We start from the raw sequence: 17403 nt of genomic DNA on the forward strand, positions 1-17403 counted from the left end.
CCGATCCTGTGCCAGCGGGGAGCCAGCACTATGAAAGTCTGGGCGGTAGCCAACCAGAAAGGTGGCGTCGGCAAGACCACATCCTCCATCGCCCTGGCGGGCCTGTTGGCCGACGCCGGCAAGCGCGTGCTGATCGTCGACCTCGACCCGCACGGTTCGATGACCAGTTACTTCGGCCACGACCCGGACACCCTGGAGCACAGCGTCTTCGACCTGTTCCTGCACCAGGGCAACGTCCCCGAGGGGTTGCCGGAGTCGCTGCTGCTGCCCACCAGCCACGAGAACGTGCGCCTGCTGCCATCGAGCACTGCGCTGGCCACCCTGGAGCGCCAGTCGCCGGGGCAGAACGGTCTTGGCCTGGTGATCGCCAAGAGCCTGGCGCAGCTGTGGAACCAATTCGATTACGCGATCATCGACAGCCCGCCGCTGCTCGGCGTGCTGATGGTCAACGCGATGGCGGCCAGCCAGCACCTGGTGATTCCGGTGCAGACCGAGTTCCTCGCCTTGAAGGGCCTGGAGCGCATGGTCAACACCCTGAAGATGGTCAACCGCTCGCGCAAGCAGGCGCTGCCGTTCACCATCGTGCCGACCCTGTTCGACCGCCGCACCCAGGCTTCGCTGGGCGCGCTGCGGGTGTTGCGCGACACCTATCCCGATACGCTCTGGCAGGCGTTCGTCCCGGTGGACACCAAGCTGCGCGACGCCAGCCGCCACGGCCTGGTGCCGTCGCGCAACGATGCCAACAGCCGGGGCGTGATCGCCTACCGCGCGCTGCTCAAGCATCTGCTGGCGCAGGTGCCGGCGGCGCAGGTGGCCTGAGCATGGCGAGCATGAATTTCCGACGGGATGGTTCAAGTCTCGTCATCCGGCGGCCGATAGGCTGGAATGTTCCTTTGCGCGGTCATCAATCATGAGTCGTTCCGCTACCGCCACGCGTCCCCAGCTCGCGCTGCAGTCTTACCTGGATGCGCTGCTGCAGGATGCTTTCGAAGAGTTCGCAGGCGACCCCACCCCGGCTCCCGTTGCCGCGCCCGAAGCGCCGGCGCCGGTCGCCCTGGCCAGCGTCGAACCCGTCGCGCCGGAGGTCGTCGAGGCCCAGCCGTCCCTGGTGGAGCCGCAACGCGACAGCGTCAGCCTGGATGAATTCGAAGCCGCGGTGTTCGAGGAGCAGGTGCGCGATGCCCGCCTGAACTTCGCCCGCGAACCCGTTGCGCGGACGCTGGAGCCCGAGCCCGAACCGATGCTGGCGCCGCCCGCCGAGGTAGTGCCGCCGGCGCAGGGCGCGCAGGTCATCGAGCTGCGCCAGCCGGGCAGCGCCGAGCTGCCATCCGCGCCGCTGGCGCTGCTGGATAACGGTCGCCCGGTGTGGGCCGCCGAACCCTTCGAATGCCTGCTGTTCGACGTCGCCGGGCTGACCCTGGCGGTGCCGCTGGTCTGCCTGGGCTCGATCTACCCGCTGGCGGGCCACGAGCTGACCCCGCTGTTCGGTCAGCCTGACTGGTTCCTCGGTATCCTGCCGGGCAACCAGGGAGGCAACCTGAAGGTGCTGGACACCGCGCGCTGGGTGATGCCCGAGCGCTACCGCGACGACTATCGCGAAGGCTTGCAGTATGTGATTTCCGTGCAGGGCTACGAGTGGGGGCTGGCGGTGCACCAGGTCAGCCGCTCGATCCGCCTGGACCCGTCCGAGGTGAAGTGGCGCACCCAGCGCCAGCAGCGCCCGTGGCTGGCCGGCACGGTGATCGAACAGATGTGCGCGTTGCTGGATGTCTCGGCACTGGCCGAGCTGATCGCCAGCGGCGCAACGCGGCGCCCTCAGCACTGAGTGCGTCGATCCGTTAAACGAAAGCCACCACGCCGCCGCCGGCGTGGTACCAGAAGAGGCGAGGGGATATGAAGAAAACGTCTGCGCAAGGTGCCGAAGATCCGATTCTGCAGTGGGTCACCTTCCGCCTGGACAACGAGACCTACGGCATCAACGTGATGCAGGTCCAGGAAGTGCTGCGCTACACCGAGATCGCGCCGGTGCCCGGTGCCCCGAGCTACGTGCTGGGCATCATCAACCTGCGCGGCAACGTGGTGACCGTGATCGACACCCGCCAGCGCTTCGGCCTGGACCCGGCGCCGGTTTCCGACAACACCCGCATCGTCATCATCGAGGCTGACAAGCAGGTGGTGGGCATCCTGGTCGACAGCGTCGCCGAGGTGGTCTACCTGCGCCAGTCCGAGATCGAGACCGCGCCGAACGTTGGCAACGAGGAGTCGGCCAAGTTCATCCAGGGCGTGTGCAACAAGAACGGCGAGCTGCTGATCCTGGTCGAGCTGGACAAGATGATGACCGAGGAAGAGTGGTCGGAGCTGGAGAGCATCTGACGTGCTGTTGATTGCACTGGCGATCCTTGGCCTGGCCTGCGTGGGCCTTGCCGGGACCTGCGTCTGGCTGGCGGGGCGGCAGCGCGTCCAGCAGGCGCAGACGGCGGCGCAGGCCCAGCAGGTCGATGCGCTCGAACAGCGCCTGAAGGAGCTGGGCAAGCGCATCGAGTCCTACCAGCAGGTCAACGTCCGCATGGGCGAGGAACTGCGCGACCTGGGCAAGCAGCTCGCGCCGCTGCCCGAGCGGGTGACGCGCATGGAGCAGCGCGATCCCGCCAGCCTGTCCTTCAGCCAGGCCGCGCGCCTGGTCGGCATGGGCGCTTCCGCTTCCGACCTGACCCAGAGCTGCGGGCTGTCCCAGGCCGAGGCCGAACTGGTCGCGCGCCTGCATCAGGGCAAAGAGCGCGAGTAGGGTTGCGACCTTGGCGAGTGCGCGTGCGACTCGCCCCGACGCGCTGCTCGACAAAGGCTCCTGGCCGGTGCAACGTGAGCCCCCTTTGTCCGCGCCAATACCGATGAACCCTGCGTGCCGCCATGCCCTTGGCGGCTGAGCCCGTGTGGTGTGCGCATGTCGTTGATCTGCTCAGGGAAAGGCACTGACCCGCATGCACCGCCCGCACCTTGATTCGCGCCTTCCCGGTATCGCCTGTCTGCTGGTCACCGCCACTGGCTGGGCGATCAACTGGCCTGCCATGAAGCTGCTCCTGCAGGTCTGGCCGCCGCTATTCTCTCGCGGGCTGGCGGGGGTGATCGCCGCCGTCGTACTGGTCGCCATCGCCGCGCTGCAAGGGCAGCGGCTGATCCCGGAGCGCCAGGCGTTGCCCCGGCTCACAGCGGCTGCCTTTACCAACGTCTTCGCCTGGATGGGCTTTTCCACGCTAGCCATGAAGTGGATCAACGTCAGCGAAGGCGTGCTGCTGGTGTACACGATGCCGATCTGGGTCACGCTGCTGGCCTGGCCGTTGCGCGGCATACGCCCCACGGCGAGCGGTTTTGCCGCGCTGCTGCTGGGGTTGGCTGGTGTCACGGTGCTGCTGAGCGCCCACGGCCTCTCCATCGCTCCGGGGCAGGCGCTCGGTGTCGGCTTTGCGCTGGCCGCCGCCGTGCTGTTCGCGCTGGGTACGGTGCTCAATGGCGGGCCATTCCCGCTGGCGCCGATCGTCTCGACGGCGTGGCAGGTCGGGTTGGGGTGCCTGCCGATGCTGGTGTTCGGCATCGCCTTCGAGCATCCGCGCCTGGATGCCCTGGGTCCCGGCCCGCTTGCCTGCATGGTCTACATGACGTTCGTCCCCATGGGCGTCTGCTACCTGACCTGGTTCGCGGCACTGCAGCGCCTTCCGGCTTCCGTGGCGGCAACCGGCATGCTGCTGGTGCCCCTGCTGGGCGTGCTGTCCGCCACCGTCATGCTGGGCGACGCCATCGGCACGCGGGAAATCCTCGCCATGACCCTGACACTGAGCGGTGTGGCCTTGGTATTGAAGCGGCGCTGAGGGCCGGCGGCTGGCTCGTTGTAGTCCATTTGTTACGCGCTTTTCGGACTTGTCTGATAAGAAAGTTGTCAGAACGCCGTTAGATTGGTCCCGTCGAAACTTCCGAGAGGGCCACCGATATGGCCGCCATTTCGCGACGGGCCATGGTGCTTTGTTCTCATCCGGGCCGCCTGCTGGACTACAGCGTGCTGCTCAATCGCCTGGAGTTCTATCACCTGAGCCTGTGCCAGGACCTGGATGAGGTGCGCAAGGCACTGTCCAGCCAGCAACGCTACAGCCTGTTCATCCACGATGACTTCGTGCCCGGCGCCAGTGAGCTGATGAGCCTGAAGTCGCTTGGCCAGGGCAACGCCTTCCGCCAGTTCGTCCTGGTCGGGAGCTACAGCCCTGAGCAGAAGAGCGGGTTGTACCAGTGGGCATGGCGCAATCGTGTGCCGTTGCTGCAGGTGCTGGACAAGCCGCTGTCACTGGCGCAACTGCGCGAAGTTACCAGCAGCATGGTGCTCTACCACAGCGAGGACGAGCAGCCGATTCGCTCGTCCGTGGGCGAAATCCGCGATTACCAGGCGCCGGCCGAGGCGCGTCGCAGCGCTGGTCGCCGCTGAGCGGACTCAATCGGCCCAGCTGTCGGGCCCTTCCAGCAGCGGGGTAGCATCACCCACAGGCGCGGCTCCATTGAGCGGGCTCTTGCCCTTGAGGTACCAGGCGAAGGCGATGATCTCGGCGATGGTGCGATAGAGCGCCTCGGGAATCGCCTCGCCCAGCTCCAGCCGCGCCAGCAGGCGCACCAGGTCGGCGTTCTCGTAGATCGGCACTTCATGGTGGCGGGCGATGGCGAGGATGGTTTCGGCCAGCTCGTCATCTCCCTTGGCGGTGAGGGTCGGGGCTGTCTGTCCGTCGTAGTTGAGGGCGATGACCTGGCGGGGGGCTTTCTTCGATTTGCTCATGCGGTTTCATCCACCCAGCGTTGTTCCACGGCGGTGCGCTTGCCCTGGGGCGGCTTGCCCTGGCTGCAGGACAGTTCGCCAACCGTGAGGCCGGCGTCGTTCAGGCGCTGGCGCAGAGTGCCCAGTTCTCGATCGATCAGGCTGGCGGTGCTGGCGTGTTCGGCCCACAGCTGGCTGGCGATGCTGCCGTGGGCGAGGGTGGCCTGAACCTGCAGCGGGCCGAGCGGATCGAGGTCGAAGGCCAGTTCCACGCGCCAGAGCGTGTCACGCTGCTGCTCGCGCTCGCTGGCCTGCCGTTCTTCCTGCTGGATGCGCACCTGCAGCGGTACCAGTTGCTGTTGCTGGCGCAGGGGGATTTCCATCTGCCAGGTGTTGAGCAGGGTGCCGTCGGGCAGCACTTCGTTCTGCGACAGGCTGGACAGCTGATGGGTTTGCAGGCGCGCTACGGCGGCGGCGGCCAGCTTGAGCAGGGATTCCAGGTCGCCGTCCTCTTCCAGCTGGCGCGCCAGGCGGCTGGGCAGCGGGAAGCTGACGGCGGGCGGCGTGCGTCCACCGGTCTGGCCGAGCACGCCGAGGGCGTTGCGCACGAAGGCCGGCAGCGATTGCGCCAGATTGCTGGCACCGGCCAGGGCGTTGCCCGAAAGATTCCCCAGCACCGAGGCGGCGGTGCCGTTCTGCGCCGGCAACAGTTGGGCGATTAGGCGCAGCAGGTTGGCCTTGAGGTCCTGCGGCAGGCCTTCGGCGCCGCGCAGCAACTGGGCTTCGAGGAAGACGCCGCTCTGCTGGATGGCCTGGGCCACGCCCTTGGCGCTGCCAAGCTGGTGGGCGTCGGGGAGGGCGCTGAGCAACTTGTCCACCGCCTGGCGCAGCTCGGGGCTGAGCGATTGGCCGCGTCCGGCGCCCTGGAGGGCATGGAACAAGCCTTCCAGCGAACCTTGCCGGGTCTGCTGGCTGGCCAGTTGTCGGCTGAGGTCGAGCTGATCCAGGCGGCTGGTCAGCGGCAGGAACTGCAGGGCCTGCTGGTCCTGTACCCGCGCGCTGAGCAGGCTGCCCAACGGCAGCGGATGCGGGGATTCAAGACTGAGCTGGCGTCCCGCCAACGGCGTGTTCAACAGGCTGACCAGCACCTTGTAGATGACCTGGTCCGCCTTGCCCTGGGCGATCAACTGGCTGGCTTCGACCTTGCCTTGCAACAGCGTGCCCACCGGCAGCAGGTCGAGGTCCAGGCTTTCCAGCGGCGCCTGGCCGGTCATGGCCTGGTTCGCCGTGGCCTGGGTCAGCAGGGTGGCGGCGAGGTTGGTCTGCGACAGCGCCGACAATTGCAGCGTGCTGCCCTGGGGCAGGGCCTGCGGGCTTTCCGCACTGACCAGGGTCTGCTGCCCGCTGGCCAGCGTCAGGCGCAGCAGGAGCTGGAAGCTGACCTGGGTGTCGCGTACCGCGACCACCTCGGCCTGGGCCTTTTCGCCCGGCGGCAGCAGGTCGCCCAGGCTCTGGGCGAGCTTGAGGGTCAGTTCCGCAGAGCTAGGGGCACTGCGTGAGGGTGGTGTGGGCGGGAGCGGGCGGGAGGCGCCAATTTCGCTCGGCATCGGGAACCTGGCTGGGCATGCGGGACGGGTTGACGCCCAGTGTATCGGCGCGTGTTGCGGGCACTTTAGACCGTCCGGCGGCCAGGCGAGCGCCGGGTGCGCTGTTTTGACGTTACACCCTGTCGAAAAACCTGACGTCTGGCGTAGGAACGCCTGTGTATAATGCGCCGCCCGTGGCGCGCTTGGCGGCCCGGAGCGGTATGGCCGCTTTTTTGCACTACTGACTGTTTTCTGCCCGACGGTTGCCGATGCCCTTGACCCATCCACTTCTCGAAACCGTGGCGCTCGCCTGCGAGCGGGACTGGCGCATGCTGTTCGAGCGTCTCGATTTGCGACTGGGCGCAGGCGAGATGCTACAGATCGTCGGCCCCAACGGCAGCGGCAAGACCAGCCTGCTGCGGCTGCTCAGCGGGCTGATGCAGCCCACCGCCGGCGAGGTGCTGCTCAACGGCAAGCCGCTGGGCGAGCAGCGCGGCGAACTGGCCCGTCTGCTGCTGTGGATCGGCCACGCCGCCGGCATCAAGGGCCTGCTGACCGCCGAAGAGAACCTTGCCTGGCTCTGCGCCCTGCACCAACCGGCCAGCCACGATGCCATCTGGGAGGCCCTGGCCGCCGTCGGCCTGCGGGGCTTCGAGGATGTTCCCTGCCACACCCTGTCCGCTGGCCAGCAGCGCCGTGTGGCCCTGGCGCGCCTGTACCTGGACGCGCCGCCGCTGTGGATTCTCGACGAGCCCTTCACCGCCCTCGACAAGCAGGGCGTGGCGCAGCTGGAAGAACACTTGGCCGGCCACTGCGAGCACGGTGGTCTGGTGGTGCTGACCACCCACCACACCCTGGAACGCATGCCCGCCGGCTACCGGGCGCTCGATCTTGGCCAGCACGCACGGGAGGTCGCGGCGCGATGAGCAACGTCTTCACCCTGCTGCTGGCCCGCGAGACCCGCCTGCTGTTCCGCCGTCCGGCGGAGTTGGCTAATCCTTTGGTCTTCTTTGCCATCGTCATTGCGCTGTTCCCATTGGCGGTCGGCCCCGAATCGGAGATGCTCAAGAATCTCTCGCCGGGCCTGGTCTGGGTCGCTGCGCTGCTGGCGGTGCTGCTGTCGCTGGACGGCCTGTTCCGCAGCGATTTCGAGGATGGTTCGCTGGAGCAGTGGGTCCTTTCGCCGCACCCCTTGCCACTTCTGGTACTGGCCAAGGTGCTGGCACACTGGCTGATTTCCGGGCTGGCGCTGGTGCTGCTGTCGCCGCTGTTCGCCCTCATGCTGGGGCTGCCGGCGCGCTGCCTGCCCGACCTGCTGTTGTCGCTGCTCCTGGGCACCCCGGTTTTGAGCCTGCTGGGTGCGGTGGGCGCGGCGCTGACGGTGGGACTCAAGCGCGGCGGCCTGCTGCTGGCGCTGCTGATCCTGCCGCTGTACATACCGGTGTTGATCCTCGGTAGCGGCGCGCTGCAGGCCTCCCTGCAAGGCCTGCCAACCGCCGGGCACCTGTTGTGGCTGGCCAGCCTGACGGCGTTAGCATTGACGCTGACGCCCTTTGCCATCGCCGCCGGGCTGAAGATCAGCGTCGGCGAGTGAACGAACGATCGCCGGCCTGGGAAGCAGGACCGGCGGCAGACGAGAGCTTTGAATTACAGAGCCTGATGATGAACTGGACTTGGTTTCACAAGCTTGGGTCGCCCAAGTGGTTCTACGAGATCAGCGGACGCTGGATGCCCTGGTTCGCCGTCGCCGCGATCCTGTTGATGAGCGTCGGCATCGTCTGGGGCCTGGCCTTCGCGCCGCCGGATTACCAGCAGGGCAACAGCTTCCGCATCATCTATATCCACGTGCCGGCGGCGTTCCTCGCCCAGTCCTGCTACGTCATGCTGGCGGTGGCCGGCGCCATTGGCCTGATCTGGAAGATGAAGATCGCCGACGTCGCCGTGCAGTGCGCCGCGCCCATCGGCGCCTGGATGACCTTCGTCGCGCTGGTCACCGGCGCCATCTGGGGCAAGCCGACCTGGGGTGCCTGGTGGGTGTGGGACGCGCGCCTGACCTCGATGCTGATCCTGCTGTTTCTCTATTTCGGCGTCATCGCCCTCGGCCAGGCGATCACCAACCGCGACAGCGCGGCCAAGGCCTGCGCAGTGCTGGCCATCGTCGGCGTGGTGAACATCCCGATCATCAAGTACTCGGTGGACTGGTGGAACACTCTGCACCAGCCAGCGACCTTCACCCTCACCGAGAAGCCGCCGATGCCGCCGGAGATGTGGATTCCGCTGCTGCTGATGGTCGCCGGGTTCTACTGCTTCTTCGCCGTGGTGCTGCTGATGCGCATGCGCCTGGAAGTGCTCAAGCGCGAAGCCCGCGCGAGCTGGGTCAAGGCTGAGGTGGAGCGCGCGCTATGAGTTTCCAGTCCTTCGGTGATTTCCTCGCCATGGGCCACCATGGCCCCTATGTGTGGTCGGCTTACGCCATCAGCCTGGCGGTGCTGGCGATCAATGTCGCCTCGCCCATGCTGGCGCGCCGTCGTTACCTGCAAGAAGAGGCGCGTCGTCTGCGCCGGGAGGCCAACAAGTGAATCCGGTTCGCAAGAAGCGCCTGTACATCGTCCTCGCCATCGTCGCCGGCGTGGGCGTGGCCGTCAGCCTCGCGCTGTCGGCCCTGCAGCAGAACATCAACCTGTTCTACACCCCGACCCAGATCGCCAACGGTGAGGCGCCGCACGACACCCGCATCCGCGCTGGCGGCATGGTGGAGAAGGGCTCGCTCAAGCGCTCGGCGGACTCGCTGGACGTGGAATTCGTGGTCACCGACTTCGCCAAGGAAGTCACGGTGAAGTACCGCGGCATCCTTCCGGACCTGTTCCGCGAAGGGCAGGGCATCGTCGCCCTGGGCAAGATCGACGCCAATGGCGTGCTGACCGCCGATGAAGTGCTGGCCAAGCACGACGAGAAATACATGCCGCCGGAAGTCACCAAGGCGCTCAAGGACAGCGGCAAGCTGGAACACTACGAGGCCAGCCAGGCCGGTAGCGGCGCCGCGCAGGGGAGCAACTGAACATGGTTCCCGAACTCGGTCACCTCTCGCTGATCCTGGCGCTGTGCATGGCGCTGGTGATGTCCTTCTTCCCGCTGGTCGGCGCCTGGCGCGGCGACCGCCAGTGGATGAGCCTGGCGCGCCCGGCCGCCTGGGGGCAGTTCGCCTTCCTGGCGTTCTCCTTCGGCTGCCTGGCCTGGGCGTTCCTCCACGATGATTTCTCGGTGGCCTACGTCGCCAGCAACTCCAACAGCGCGCTGCCGTGGTTCTACAAGTTCAGCGCCGTGTGGGGGGCCCACGAAGGCTCGCTGCTGCTCTGGGCGCTGATCCTCGGCGGCTGGACCTTCGCCGTGTCGATCTTCTCCCGCCAGCTGCCGGAAGTGATGCTGGCCCGCGTGCTGGCGGTGATGGGGATGATCAGCACCGGCTTCCTGCTGTTCCTGATCATCACCTCCAACCCCTTCAGCCGCCTGCTGCCGCAGATGCCGGCGGACGGCAACGACCTCAACCCGTTGCTGCAGGACCCCGGCCTGATCATTCACCCGCCGATGCTCTACATGGGCTACGTGGGCTTCTCGGTGGCCTTCGCCTTCGCCATCGCCGCCTTGCTCGGCGGCCGCCTCGACGCAGCCTGGGCGCGCTGGTCGCGGCCCTGGACCCTGGTGGCCTGGACCTTCCTCGGCATTGGCATCGTGCTCGGCTCCTGGTGGGCGTACTACGAGCTGGGCTGGGGCGGCTGGTGGTTCTGGGACCCGGTGGAAAACGCCTCCTTCATGCCCTGGCTGGTGGGCACCGCGCTGATCCATTCGCTGGCGGTGACCGAGAAGCGCGGCGTGTTCAAGAGCTGGACAGTGCTGCTGGCCATCGCGGCCTTCTCGCTTAGCCTGCTGGGCACCTTCCTGGTCCGCTCGGGCGTACTGACTTCGGTGCATGCCTTCGCCTCCGACCCCGAGCGTGGCGTGTTCATCCTGGCCTTCCTGCTGGTGGTGGTCGGCGGCTCGCTGACCCTGTTCGCCCTGCGCGCGCCGGTGGTCAAGAGCCAGGTCGGCTTCGCCCTGTGGTCCCGCGAGACCCTGCTGCTGCTGAACAACCTGGTGCTGGTGGTGACCGCCTCGATGATCCTGCTGGGCACCCTCTATCCGCTGGTGCTCGATGCCATCAGCGGCGCCAAGCTGTCGGTCGGCCCGCCGTACTTCAACGCGCTGTTCGTGCCGCTGATCGCCATCCTCATGCTGGCCCTGGCGGTCGGCGTGCTGGTGCGCTGGAAGGACACCCCGACCCGCTGGCTGCGCAACATGCTCACTCCCGTCCTGATCGGTACCGTGGTGCTCGGCGCCGCCGGTAGCTTCCTGTACGGCGAGCTGCACTGGGAAGTGCTGACGGTGTTCATGCTGGCCGCCTGGGTGGTGCTGGCCGGTGTGCGCGACTTCTTCGACAAGGTCCGCCACAAGGGCGTGATCGCCGGTGCCGCGGGCCTGAACCGCAGCTACTGGGGTATGCAACTGGCGCACCTCGGCATCGCCGTCTGCGCCATCGGTGTGGTGCTCACCAGCCAGTTCAGCGCCCAGCGCGACCTGCGCATGGCGCCGGGCGAGTCGGTGGAGCTGGCTGGCTACCAGTTCCGCTTCGAGGGCACTCACCACTTCGAAGGCCCGAACTTCACTTCCGACAAGGGCACCATCGTCGTGACCCGCGACGGCTCGGAAGTCGCCACGCTGCACCCGGAAAAACGCCTGTACAGCGTGCAGAACTCGATGATGACCGAGGCCGGCATCCACGGCAGCCTGACCCGCGACCTCTACGTTGCTCTGGGTGAGCCGCTGGACAACGGCGCCTGGGCGGTTCGGGTGCACATCAAGCCGTTCGTGCGCTTCATCTGGCTGGGCGGCCTGCTGATGGCCCTGGGCGGCGTGCTGGCGGCGCTGGATCGTCGCTATCGCCTGAAAGTGAAAACGCGTGTACGCGAGGCCCTGGGCCTCGCCGGACAGGGAGCCTGAGTGTGAAGCGTGCGATCCTGCTGTTGCCCCTGGCGATCTTCCTGGTCGTCGCGGTATTCCTCTTCCGTGGCCTGTGGCTGGACCCCAGCGAGCTTCCGTCGGCGCTGATCGGCAAGCCGTTCCCGGCGTTCTCCCTGCCCAGCGTCACCGAACCGGGCAAGACCTACACCGAGGCTGACCTCAAGGGCAAGCCGGCGCTGGTCAACGTCTGGGGCACCTGGTGCCCGACCTGCCGCTTCGAGCACCCTGTGCTGACCGATCTGGCCGCCAAGGGTGTGGTGATCTATGGCATCAACTACAAGGACGATGCCGTCGCCGCGCAGAAGTGGCTGAACGAACTGCACAACCCCTACCTGCTGAACATCGCCGATGCCACCGGCACCCTGGGCGTCGACCTGGGCGTATACGGCGCGCCGGAGACCTACATCATCGACAAGGACGGCATCATCCGGCACAAGCTGGTCGGTGCCGTCGACGAGAAGGTCTGGCGCGAACAGCTGGCGCCGATCTACCAGGGGCTGGTGGACGAGGCGCAGGGCAAATGAAACGTCTTCTCGCCGCCGCCGCGCTCGGCCTTGCCCTTACCGGCATCGCCCAGGCGGCCATCGATACCTACGAGTTCGCCAACGACGCCGAGCGCCAGCGCTTCCGCGACCTGACCACCGAGCTGCGCTGCCCCAAGTGCCAGAACCAGGACATCGCCGACTCCAACGCGCCGATCGCCGCTGACCTGCGCAAGCAGATCTACGCCCAGCTTCAGCAGGGCAAGAGCAACCAGCAGATCGTCGAGTACATGGTCGACCGCTACGGCGAGTTCGTGCGCTACAAGCCTGAAGTCAGCGAGCGCACCTGGCTGCTCTGGTTCGGCCCGGCGGCCTTTCTGCTGCTGGGTGTGGGGGTGATCGGCGTCATCGTCGCCCGTCGCCGCCGCCCGGCCGCCGCCACCTCCACCACGCTGTCCGCCGAGGAGCAGGCGCGTCTCGACCAATTGCTGGATAACCAAGACAAATGATCGACTTCTGGCTCGCCGCTGGCCTGCTGTTGCTGGTGGCCCTGGCATTCCTGCTGATCCCTCTGCTGCGTGGCCGTCGCGCCCAGGCCGAGGAAGACCGCACCGCCCTCAACGTCGTCCTGTACCAGGAGCGCCTGGCCGAACTGACCGCCCAGCGTGATGCCGGCACCCTCGACGATGCCCAGCTCGAAGCCGGCCGCGCCGAGGCTGCCCGCGAGCTGCTGGCCGATACCGAAGGTGCCTCCGAGGACCGCCGCAGCCGTCTCGGCCGCGCCGCGCCGCTGCTGGTGGTGCTGGTCCTGCCGTTCCTCGCGCTGGGCCTGTACCTGCACTGGGGCGCCAGCGACAAGGTGGCCCTGGCCCGCGAGTTCGCCACCGCGCCGCACTCCATGGAAGAAATGACCGCCCGTCTGGAGCGCGCGGTGCAGGCCCAGCCGGACTCCGCCGAAGGCTGGTACTTCCTCGGCCGCACCTACATGACCCAGAACCGCGCCGCCGATGCCGCCAAGGCCTTCGAGCAGGCTGCGCGCCTTTCCGGTCGCCAGCCGGAAGTCCTTGGCCAGTGGGCACAGGCGCTGTACTTCGCCGGTAACAAGTTGCTGAGCCCGGAAGTGCGCGCACTGGCGGACGAAGCGCTGAAGAAGGACCCGCAGGAAGTCACCACCCTCGGCCTGCTCGGCATCGCCGCCTTCGAGGACGAGAAGTTCGCCGATGCCGTCGATTACTGGGGCCGCCTGGTCGCGATACTACCGGCCGATGATCCGTCCCGCGAAGCCATCGCCGGAGGCATCGAACGTGCCCGCCAGCGCATGGTCGAGAAGGGCGAGACGCCACCCGCCGCACCTGCCGCCCCGGCCACCGCCGGCGTGACGTTGAAGGTGAAGGTCGACCTGAGCGCCGCCGTGAAGGGCCAGGTCAAGCCGGACGATAGCGTGTTCGTCTTCGCCCGCGCGGTAAGCGGTCCGCCGATGCCGTTGGCGGTGAAGCGCCTGAAGGTCTCCGACCTGCCCAGCGAAGTGGCGCTCAGCGACGCCGATGCGATGATGCCGCAGCTCAAGCTCTCGGCCTTCCCGCAGGTGCAGTTGGTGGCGCGGATTTCCCGTGCTGGCAATGCGACGGCCGGGGAGTGGATCGGACGCAGTGAAGCGTTGTCTACTGCCCAGGCTGGCGAGCAGGCAGTGACCATCGACAGCCCGGACCAGCGCTGAAACAGATAGAAGAGGGTAGGGTGATGAAGGTTAGATTGCTGGCGCTGAGCGCCTTGCTGGTACTGGGTGGCTGCGTGGTGCAACCGCCGCAGCCGGAGCAGCCATCGGGGCCGACAACGGCACCAACGCAGCCGGGTACCACGACCACCAAGCCGCCGGTCAAGTCGTCTTCCTCGCCGATCACCCCGCAGCCGAGCAAGCAGCAGTCTACCTCCAAGCGCCCGCCCCAGTTCGCCCCGCCCCCCGGCGGCAAGGGCCGCTGGGATGCCAGCCTGGGCGTCTATGTGATGCAGGGGCAGAAAGACACCTATTACCGCCAGCGCACCTACTACCACTGGGATAACGGCTGGTACTGGAGCGTCGGGCCGCAAGGGCCCTGGACCGAGACCGACAGCACCGGCGTGCCGCCGGGGCTGACGCGCAAGTACAGCGCGCCGTAAGGTCTCCTACATAATCCTATCTGCTGCCGCCCTCATCGGAATTGCGGACAGGCTCCGTTCCTACACGGTTTTCGTAGGCGCGGACTTTGTCCGCGATGCTCTTGCTTTTTTCGGTGTCCAGCGTCGCTTCGACGTGCTCGGATGTTTCTTGTTTCGCCCCCTCGGGCGACCTCCTTTGGCAAACAACCCAAAGGAGGCAAAGGTCTTGCCCCTGCATCCGGGTCCCGCTTCGCGGGACTGATTCGCTTCGCTCACCCTTCGGGCCAGCCTTCGGCTGTTACTTCGCTGCGCTCCGTTTCCCTCCTTCCGGCATTGCTCCGAGAGTCGGCGTAGAGGGCCATCCCTGGCTCTCTACGCCTCTCGCGGCATCCATGCCGCTCGCCCCTCTGCGCAATACCTCCACTCGGCCTCCTGATGGGACTCTGCGTGCGCCAGGGACTGTGGGTGTTCTTCGTAGGATGGCGTAGAGCGAAGCGAAACCCATCACGGCGGATAATGCTGCGCGTTATTCGCCCCACAAGAGCATCGCGGACGGATACACGTGACTCCTGTAGGAGCGGACCTTGTCCGCGAAAGCCATCGCGGATGAATCCGATTCAACAGGGAATTGCCTGCGTATCGCGCATGCGTAGGAGCGAACTCCGGCCGCGATCAGCCGTGGTTCGCGAGCCTACAGGTTGGCGACAAACCCGGGTGCTGTCCTGTCAGCGCGGATTTCGCCGCGATGGCTTTCGCGGACAAGGTCCGCTCCTACGAAAAGCGGTTTCCAGAGAAACATCCGCACACGCCGGAGCGCCCCTTCAGGAGGCCGAGTGGAATCGGAGTTTCAGGGGTTGAGCGACATGGATGTCGCGAGAGCGTCGTTGGGCCATGGATGGCCCGTCGACGCGCGCCCCTGAAACTTCGATGGAGCGAGGGAACCCCGGCGAAGCCGGGGCCGGATGATGGGGCAAGACCTTTGGTTACTTTCTGTCGTTTGAGAAAGTGACTCGCCCGAGGGGGCGAAACAAAATCTCCCAGCACACACCGAAGCGGCGCTGGACACCCAAGCAAAAGCATCGCGGACAAAAGCATCATGTCTGGGGAAGAGGCGGTGGATGTAACGCTACCCAGCCCTCAATCAAACGTCCCCATCTGCGCCCCCACCTCGATCAACTCCACTCGATTGCGCCCGCTGGCCTTGGCCCGGTACAGCGCCTTGTCCGCGGCAGCATAGAGCAGCTCATAGGTGCCAGGTATACCAGCCTCCAGGCTGGCGATGCCGAAGCTGGCGGTCAGGTAGAGCAGGCCGTCCTTCATCGGCAACGGGGTTTCCTCCAGCAGCTTGCGGACCTTCTCGGCGATGCTGCGGGCCTGCGACTGGCCCGTGTCGGGCAACAGCAGCAGGAACTCCTCCCCGCCCAGCCGCGCCACGCTGTCGCCGCTGCGGGTGTAGTTGCGCAGCAGGTTGGCGGCATGGCGGATCACTTCGTCGCCCAGCGGGTGGCCATAGCGGTCATTGATGAACTTGAAATGATCCAGGTCCACCATCAGCAGGCTGACCGGCGCCGGCTGCCGGGATACCCGTGACAGCTCCATGGTCACCAACTGGTCGAACTGCCGTCGGTTGAACAGCCCGGTCAGCGGATCATGGCCGGCGAGGTATTCCAGCTGGCGGTTCTTTTCTTCCAGCTCCTGCCGCTGCTGGCGAAGGAACTGGCGCTGGCGCAGGTTGCGTACGTGGCCATGCCAGAGGATCAGCGACAGGATCAGGCCGATGCCGCAGATGGTCAGTCCACCCATCTGGTTGGACAGGCGCAGCTCCGGAGTTGCCTGGGTCAGCATCATCGTCACTTCGAAGGCGCTGAGCGCGAGGATGTAGAGGGTGATGGCATGGCGCGGACGCATCAGGATGATCAGGGCTGCGCCCACGGAACTCATCAGGAAGGGGGTGATGCTGCTGGTGACCTGCTGGTCCGCGCCGGTGATGGCGATGCCGAAGCCGAGCAGGACGGTGGCGGCCAGCAGGCTCAGGAGTTTCATGTACCACAGCGGCGCATTGCGCTGGGGGCGCGAGGCGAGCCAGGCGAGCAGGCCCAGGGCGCTGAACAGGATGGCGATGGTGGCGTGGATGCGGATGATGTCCAGGCGCCAGCCGTCGTGCTCCGGACTTGAGCCCTGCAGGTTGAGCCAGAACACCAGGATGTGGATGAGATCGAAAGCCACGGCGAACGCCGAGGCGAAATACAGCCGTCGCAGGTTTTCCCGGGCAACCGGCAACGCCATCGCGTTATTGACGGCGATGGAGTGCTGCAACTGCTGGAGCCATGTCCTGGACACGATTACTGCCCCTCCCTGGCCCATTCGGGCAGTTGGAGCATAGACAGCGGTGATGGCACTGTCGTGGCAAGGGGGAGAAGAAGTGCTCGGGTTGTTCACTGCCGCACACTGACGCTACCTTCGAAAAGTCGCTATGGCCGCAACTACCCGTCTCTGATCATTGTCGGATTCGCCTGCTGCGGGCATAGTCCGCCCCCCTGGATGCTGAAGGAATCGGTCATGAACAGAGTGCAATGCCTGCCGGTGGAAGAGGGCCTGGATACCGAGCGGGCCCTGCTGGACGATGCCTTCCATGGCCGCCGGGACAGTGGACTGCTGTTCTGGCGCCCGCTCCAGCAGGCGCTGGTGATGCCACGCCGGCTCAGCCGGCTGGACGGTTTCAGCACGGCGGAACAGACCTGTGCCGGCCTGGGCTGGCCGATTGCACTGCGTGACACCGGCGGTGAGCCCGTGCCGCAATCGCCCGCCGTGCTCAACGTCGCCCTGGTCTACGCGATTCCGCCGACGGACAACGAGCAGACGCGCATCGAAACCGCCTATCAGCGCCTGTGCCAGCCGCTCTGTGACTGGCTGGCCGCGCTTGGCCTGGACCCGGGGCTGGGCGAGGTGGAAGGGGCCTTCTGCGATGGCCGCTACAACGTCAACCTGACGGGGCGAAAATTGGTCGGCACAGCCCAGCGCTGGCGCCGTCGCCCCAGCGACGGCCGTTACGTGGTGCTAGCCCACGGCGCGATCCTGATGGAAAACCAGCGCGAGCCGATGGTCGAGGTGGTGAACGCCTTCTACCAGGACTGCGGGCTTGACGCGCGCTGCCGCGCCACCAGCCATGTGGCGCTGGACGAGCGTCACGCACAGCCGTGGGGCCAGGTGGAAGCGTTGGCCGGGCAGTTCCAGCGCCACCTGCTGGCCGAGGGCGTGGCCCTCGATGCCGGATTCGAAGGTACTTGAATCGAAAGCTGCCGGATTTGAACGACGTGGGTGGAGCTTCGTTTAGCCCCACTCCTTTCAAGGAGTC

The 17403-nt window shown here is 66.5% G+C and carries 20 protein-coding genes; 17 read left to right on the top strand and 3 right to left on the bottom strand.

Features of this window, described 5'->3' with window-relative positions; all coding sequences use genetic code 11:
* Positions 1-30 precede the first annotated feature (30 nt).
* The 6 genes from SD196_RS09010 to SD196_RS09035 all read left to right on the top strand — a co-directional run bounded on the left by SD196_RS09010 (position 31) and on the right by SD196_RS09035 (position 4468).
* The gene (locus SD196_RS09010) at positions 31-819 is read left to right on the top strand and encodes a ParA family protein (protein ID WP_343577910.1); all 789 of its coding nucleotides are present in this window, start codon (positions 31-33) and stop codon (positions 817-819) included.
* A gap of 91 nt (positions 820-910) precedes the next feature.
* Positions 911-1825, top strand: a complete 915-nt coding sequence (locus SD196_RS09015; RefSeq protein WP_275607929.1) for a CheW domain-containing protein — start codon at positions 911-913, stop codon at positions 1823-1825.
* 68 nt (positions 1826-1893) lie between these two features.
* The gene (locus tag SD196_RS09020; RefSeq protein ID WP_015476565.1) at positions 1894-2373 is read left to right on the top strand and encodes a chemotaxis protein CheW; all 480 of its coding nucleotides are present in this window, start codon (positions 1894-1896) and stop codon (positions 2371-2373) included.
* Between the two features lies 1 nt (position 2374).
* Positions 2375-2785 carry a DUF2802 domain-containing protein gene (locus SD196_RS09025; protein ID WP_275607928.1) on the top strand — a complete coding sequence of 137 codons (411 nt, stop codon included), beginning with the start codon at positions 2375-2377 and terminating at the stop codon, positions 2783-2785.
* A gap of 193 nt (positions 2786-2978) precedes the next feature.
* Complete coding sequence (locus tag SD196_RS09030; protein ID WP_416311281.1) at positions 2979-3863, top strand: DMT family transporter; 885 nt, start codon at positions 2979-2981, stop codon at positions 3861-3863.
* 119 nt (positions 3864-3982) lie between these two features.
* A complete protein-coding gene (locus tag SD196_RS09035; RefSeq protein WP_275607926.1) occupies positions 3983-4468 on the top strand; it encodes a hypothetical protein in 486 nt (161 codons plus the stop codon).
* A gap of 6 nt (positions 4469-4474) precedes the next feature.
* Here the strand turns inward: SD196_RS09035 and SD196_RS09040 are convergent, their stop codons facing one another.
* Both SD196_RS09040 and SD196_RS09045 read right to left on the bottom strand, forming a co-directional pair.
* On the bottom strand, positions 4475-4810 hold the full coding sequence (locus SD196_RS09040; RefSeq protein ID WP_275607925.1) for an EscU/YscU/HrcU family type III secretion system export apparatus switch protein: 336 nt from the start codon (positions 4808-4810) through the stop codon (positions 4475-4477).
* The gene (locus tag SD196_RS09045) at positions 4807-6396 is read right to left on the bottom strand and encodes a flagellar hook-length control protein FliK (protein WP_331317281.1); all 1590 of its coding nucleotides are present in this window, start codon (positions 6394-6396) and stop codon (positions 4807-4809) included. Before SD196_RS09045 ends, SD196_RS09040 begins: the two co-directional genes overlap by 4 nt.
* Before the next feature lie 248 nt (positions 6397-6644).
* Here SD196_RS09045 and ccmA point away from each other — a divergent pair, with 248 nt between their 5' ends.
* The 10 genes from ccmA to SD196_RS09095 all read left to right on the top strand — a co-directional run bounded on the left by ccmA (position 6645) and on the right by SD196_RS09095 (position 14069).
* Complete coding sequence (gene ccmA, locus SD196_RS09050) at positions 6645-7301, top strand: cytochrome c biogenesis heme-transporting ATPase CcmA (protein WP_416311282.1); 657 nt, start codon at positions 6645-6647, stop codon at positions 7299-7301.
* Positions 7298-7969 carry a heme exporter protein CcmB gene (gene ccmB, locus SD196_RS09055; protein ID WP_207888060.1) on the top strand — a complete coding sequence of 224 codons (672 nt, stop codon included), beginning with the start codon at positions 7298-7300 and terminating at the stop codon, positions 7967-7969. The genes ccmA and ccmB overlap by 4 nt, the downstream gene beginning before the upstream one ends.
* Before the next feature lie 65 nt (positions 7970-8034).
* The gene (locus SD196_RS09060) at positions 8035-8781 is read left to right on the top strand and encodes a heme ABC transporter permease (protein ID WP_275607922.1); all 747 of its coding nucleotides are present in this window, start codon (positions 8035-8037) and stop codon (positions 8779-8781) included.
* Positions 8778-8954, top strand: coding sequence for a heme exporter protein CcmD (ccmD, locus tag SD196_RS09065; protein WP_275607921.1), 177 nt, complete (start codon positions 8778-8780; stop codon positions 8952-8954). Before SD196_RS09060 ends, ccmD begins: the two co-directional genes overlap by 4 nt.
* Positions 8951-9433 carry a cytochrome c maturation protein CcmE gene (ccmE, locus tag SD196_RS09070; protein WP_275607920.1) on the top strand — a complete coding sequence of 161 codons (483 nt, stop codon included), beginning with the start codon at positions 8951-8953 and terminating at the stop codon, positions 9431-9433. Before ccmD ends, ccmE begins: the two co-directional genes overlap by 4 nt.
* 2 nt (positions 9434-9435) lie before the next feature.
* Entirely contained in the window at positions 9436-11409 is a 1974-nt protein-coding gene (locus SD196_RS09075) for a heme lyase CcmF/NrfE family subunit (RefSeq protein ID WP_275607919.1), read from the top strand.
* Positions 11410-11411: 2 nt separating this feature from the next.
* Positions 11412-11954 (top strand): thiol:disulfide interchange protein DsbE, encoded by a 543-nt coding sequence (gene dsbE / locus SD196_RS09080; protein ID WP_331317289.1) that lies wholly within the window; start codon positions 11412-11414, stop codon positions 11952-11954.
* The gene (locus SD196_RS09085) at positions 11951-12421 is read left to right on the top strand and encodes a cytochrome c-type biogenesis protein (RefSeq protein ID WP_371234366.1); all 471 of its coding nucleotides are present in this window, start codon (positions 11951-11953) and stop codon (positions 12419-12421) included. Before dsbE ends, SD196_RS09085 begins: the two co-directional genes overlap by 4 nt.
* Positions 12418-13629 carry a c-type cytochrome biogenesis protein CcmI gene (ccmI, locus tag SD196_RS09090; protein ID WP_416311283.1) on the top strand — a complete coding sequence of 404 codons (1212 nt, stop codon included), beginning with the start codon at positions 12418-12420 and terminating at the stop codon, positions 13627-13629. The genes SD196_RS09085 and ccmI overlap by 4 nt, the downstream gene beginning before the upstream one ends.
* Positions 13630-13652: 23 nt before the next feature.
* On the top strand, positions 13653-14069 hold the full coding sequence (locus SD196_RS09095; protein ID WP_331317296.1) for a hypothetical protein: 417 nt from the start codon (positions 13653-13655) through the stop codon (positions 14067-14069).
* 1116 nt (positions 14070-15185) lie between these two features.
* Here SD196_RS09095 and SD196_RS09100 read toward each other — a convergent pair.
* Positions 15186-16388, bottom strand: a complete 1203-nt coding sequence (locus SD196_RS09100) for a GGDEF domain-containing protein (RefSeq protein ID WP_275607913.1) — start codon at positions 16386-16388, stop codon at positions 15186-15188.
* 219 nt (positions 16389-16607) lie between these two features.
* On the opposite strand from SD196_RS09100, the gene SD196_RS09105 reads away from it, so the two are divergent.
* Positions 16608-17336, top strand: a complete 729-nt coding sequence (locus SD196_RS09105) for a biotin/lipoate A/B protein ligase family protein (RefSeq protein ID WP_416311284.1) — start codon at positions 16608-16610, stop codon at positions 17334-17336.
* Positions 17337-17403: the final 67 nt, after the last annotated feature.

Source organism: Pseudomonas macauensis, from assembly GCF_047902425.1.
In the GTDB taxonomy this organism is placed as follows: Bacteria; Pseudomonadota; Gammaproteobacteria; order Pseudomonadales; family Pseudomonadaceae; genus Pseudomonas.

What these genes read in the sequence shown, in the direction of transcription:
- ccmD (WP_275607921.1), top strand. Translation starts at nt 8,778, where the DNA reads ATGAGTTTCCAGTCCTTCGGTGATTTCCTCGCCATGGGCCACCATGGC.
- SD196_RS09030 (WP_416311281.1), top strand. Translation starts at nt 2,979, where the DNA reads ATGCACCGCCCGCACCTTGATTCGCGCCTTCCCGGTATCGCCTGTCTG.
- SD196_RS09060 (WP_275607922.1), top strand. Translation starts at nt 8,035, where the DNA reads ATGATGAACTGGACTTGGTTTCACAAGCTTGGGTCGCCCAAGTGGTTC.
- SD196_RS09010 (WP_343577910.1), top strand. Translation starts at nt 31, where the DNA reads ATGAAAGTCTGGGCGGTAGCCAACCAGAAAGGTGGCGTCGGCAAGACC.
- SD196_RS09015 (WP_275607929.1), top strand. Translation starts at nt 911, where the DNA reads ATGAGTCGTTCCGCTACCGCCACGCGTCCCCAGCTCGCGCTGCAGTCT.
- SD196_RS09075 (WP_275607919.1), top strand. Translation starts at nt 9,436, where the DNA reads ATGGTTCCCGAACTCGGTCACCTCTCGCTGATCCTGGCGCTGTGCATG.
- SD196_RS09085 (WP_371234366.1), top strand. Translation starts at nt 11,951, where the DNA reads ATGAAACGTCTTCTCGCCGCCGCCGCGCTCGGCCTTGCCCTTACCGGC.
- SD196_RS09035 (WP_275607926.1), top strand. Translation starts at nt 3,983, where the DNA reads ATGGCCGCCATTTCGCGACGGGCCATGGTGCTTTGTTCTCATCCGGGC.
- SD196_RS09095 (WP_331317296.1), top strand. Translation starts at nt 13,653, where the DNA reads ATGAAGGTTAGATTGCTGGCGCTGAGCGCCTTGCTGGTACTGGGTGGC.
- SD196_RS09040 (WP_275607925.1), bottom strand. Translation starts at nt 4,810, where the DNA reads ATGAGCAAATCGAAGAAAGCCCCCCGCCAGGTCATCGCCCTCAACTAC.
- SD196_RS09020 (WP_015476565.1), top strand. Translation starts at nt 1,894, where the DNA reads ATGAAGAAAACGTCTGCGCAAGGTGCCGAAGATCCGATTCTGCAGTGG.
- SD196_RS09105 (WP_416311284.1), top strand. Translation starts at nt 16,608, where the DNA reads ATGAACAGAGTGCAATGCCTGCCGGTGGAAGAGGGCCTGGATACCGAG.
- SD196_RS09045 (WP_331317281.1), bottom strand. Translation starts at nt 6,396, where the DNA reads ATGCCGAGCGAAATTGGCGCCTCCCGCCCGCTCCCGCCCACACCACCC.
- ccmI (WP_416311283.1), top strand. Translation starts at nt 12,418, where the DNA reads ATGATCGACTTCTGGCTCGCCGCTGGCCTGCTGTTGCTGGTGGCCCTG.
- ccmB (WP_207888060.1), top strand. Translation starts at nt 7,298, where the DNA reads ATGAGCAACGTCTTCACCCTGCTGCTGGCCCGCGAGACCCGCCTGCTG.
- ccmA (WP_416311282.1), top strand. Translation starts at nt 6,645, where the DNA reads ATGCCCTTGACCCATCCACTTCTCGAAACCGTGGCGCTCGCCTGCGAG.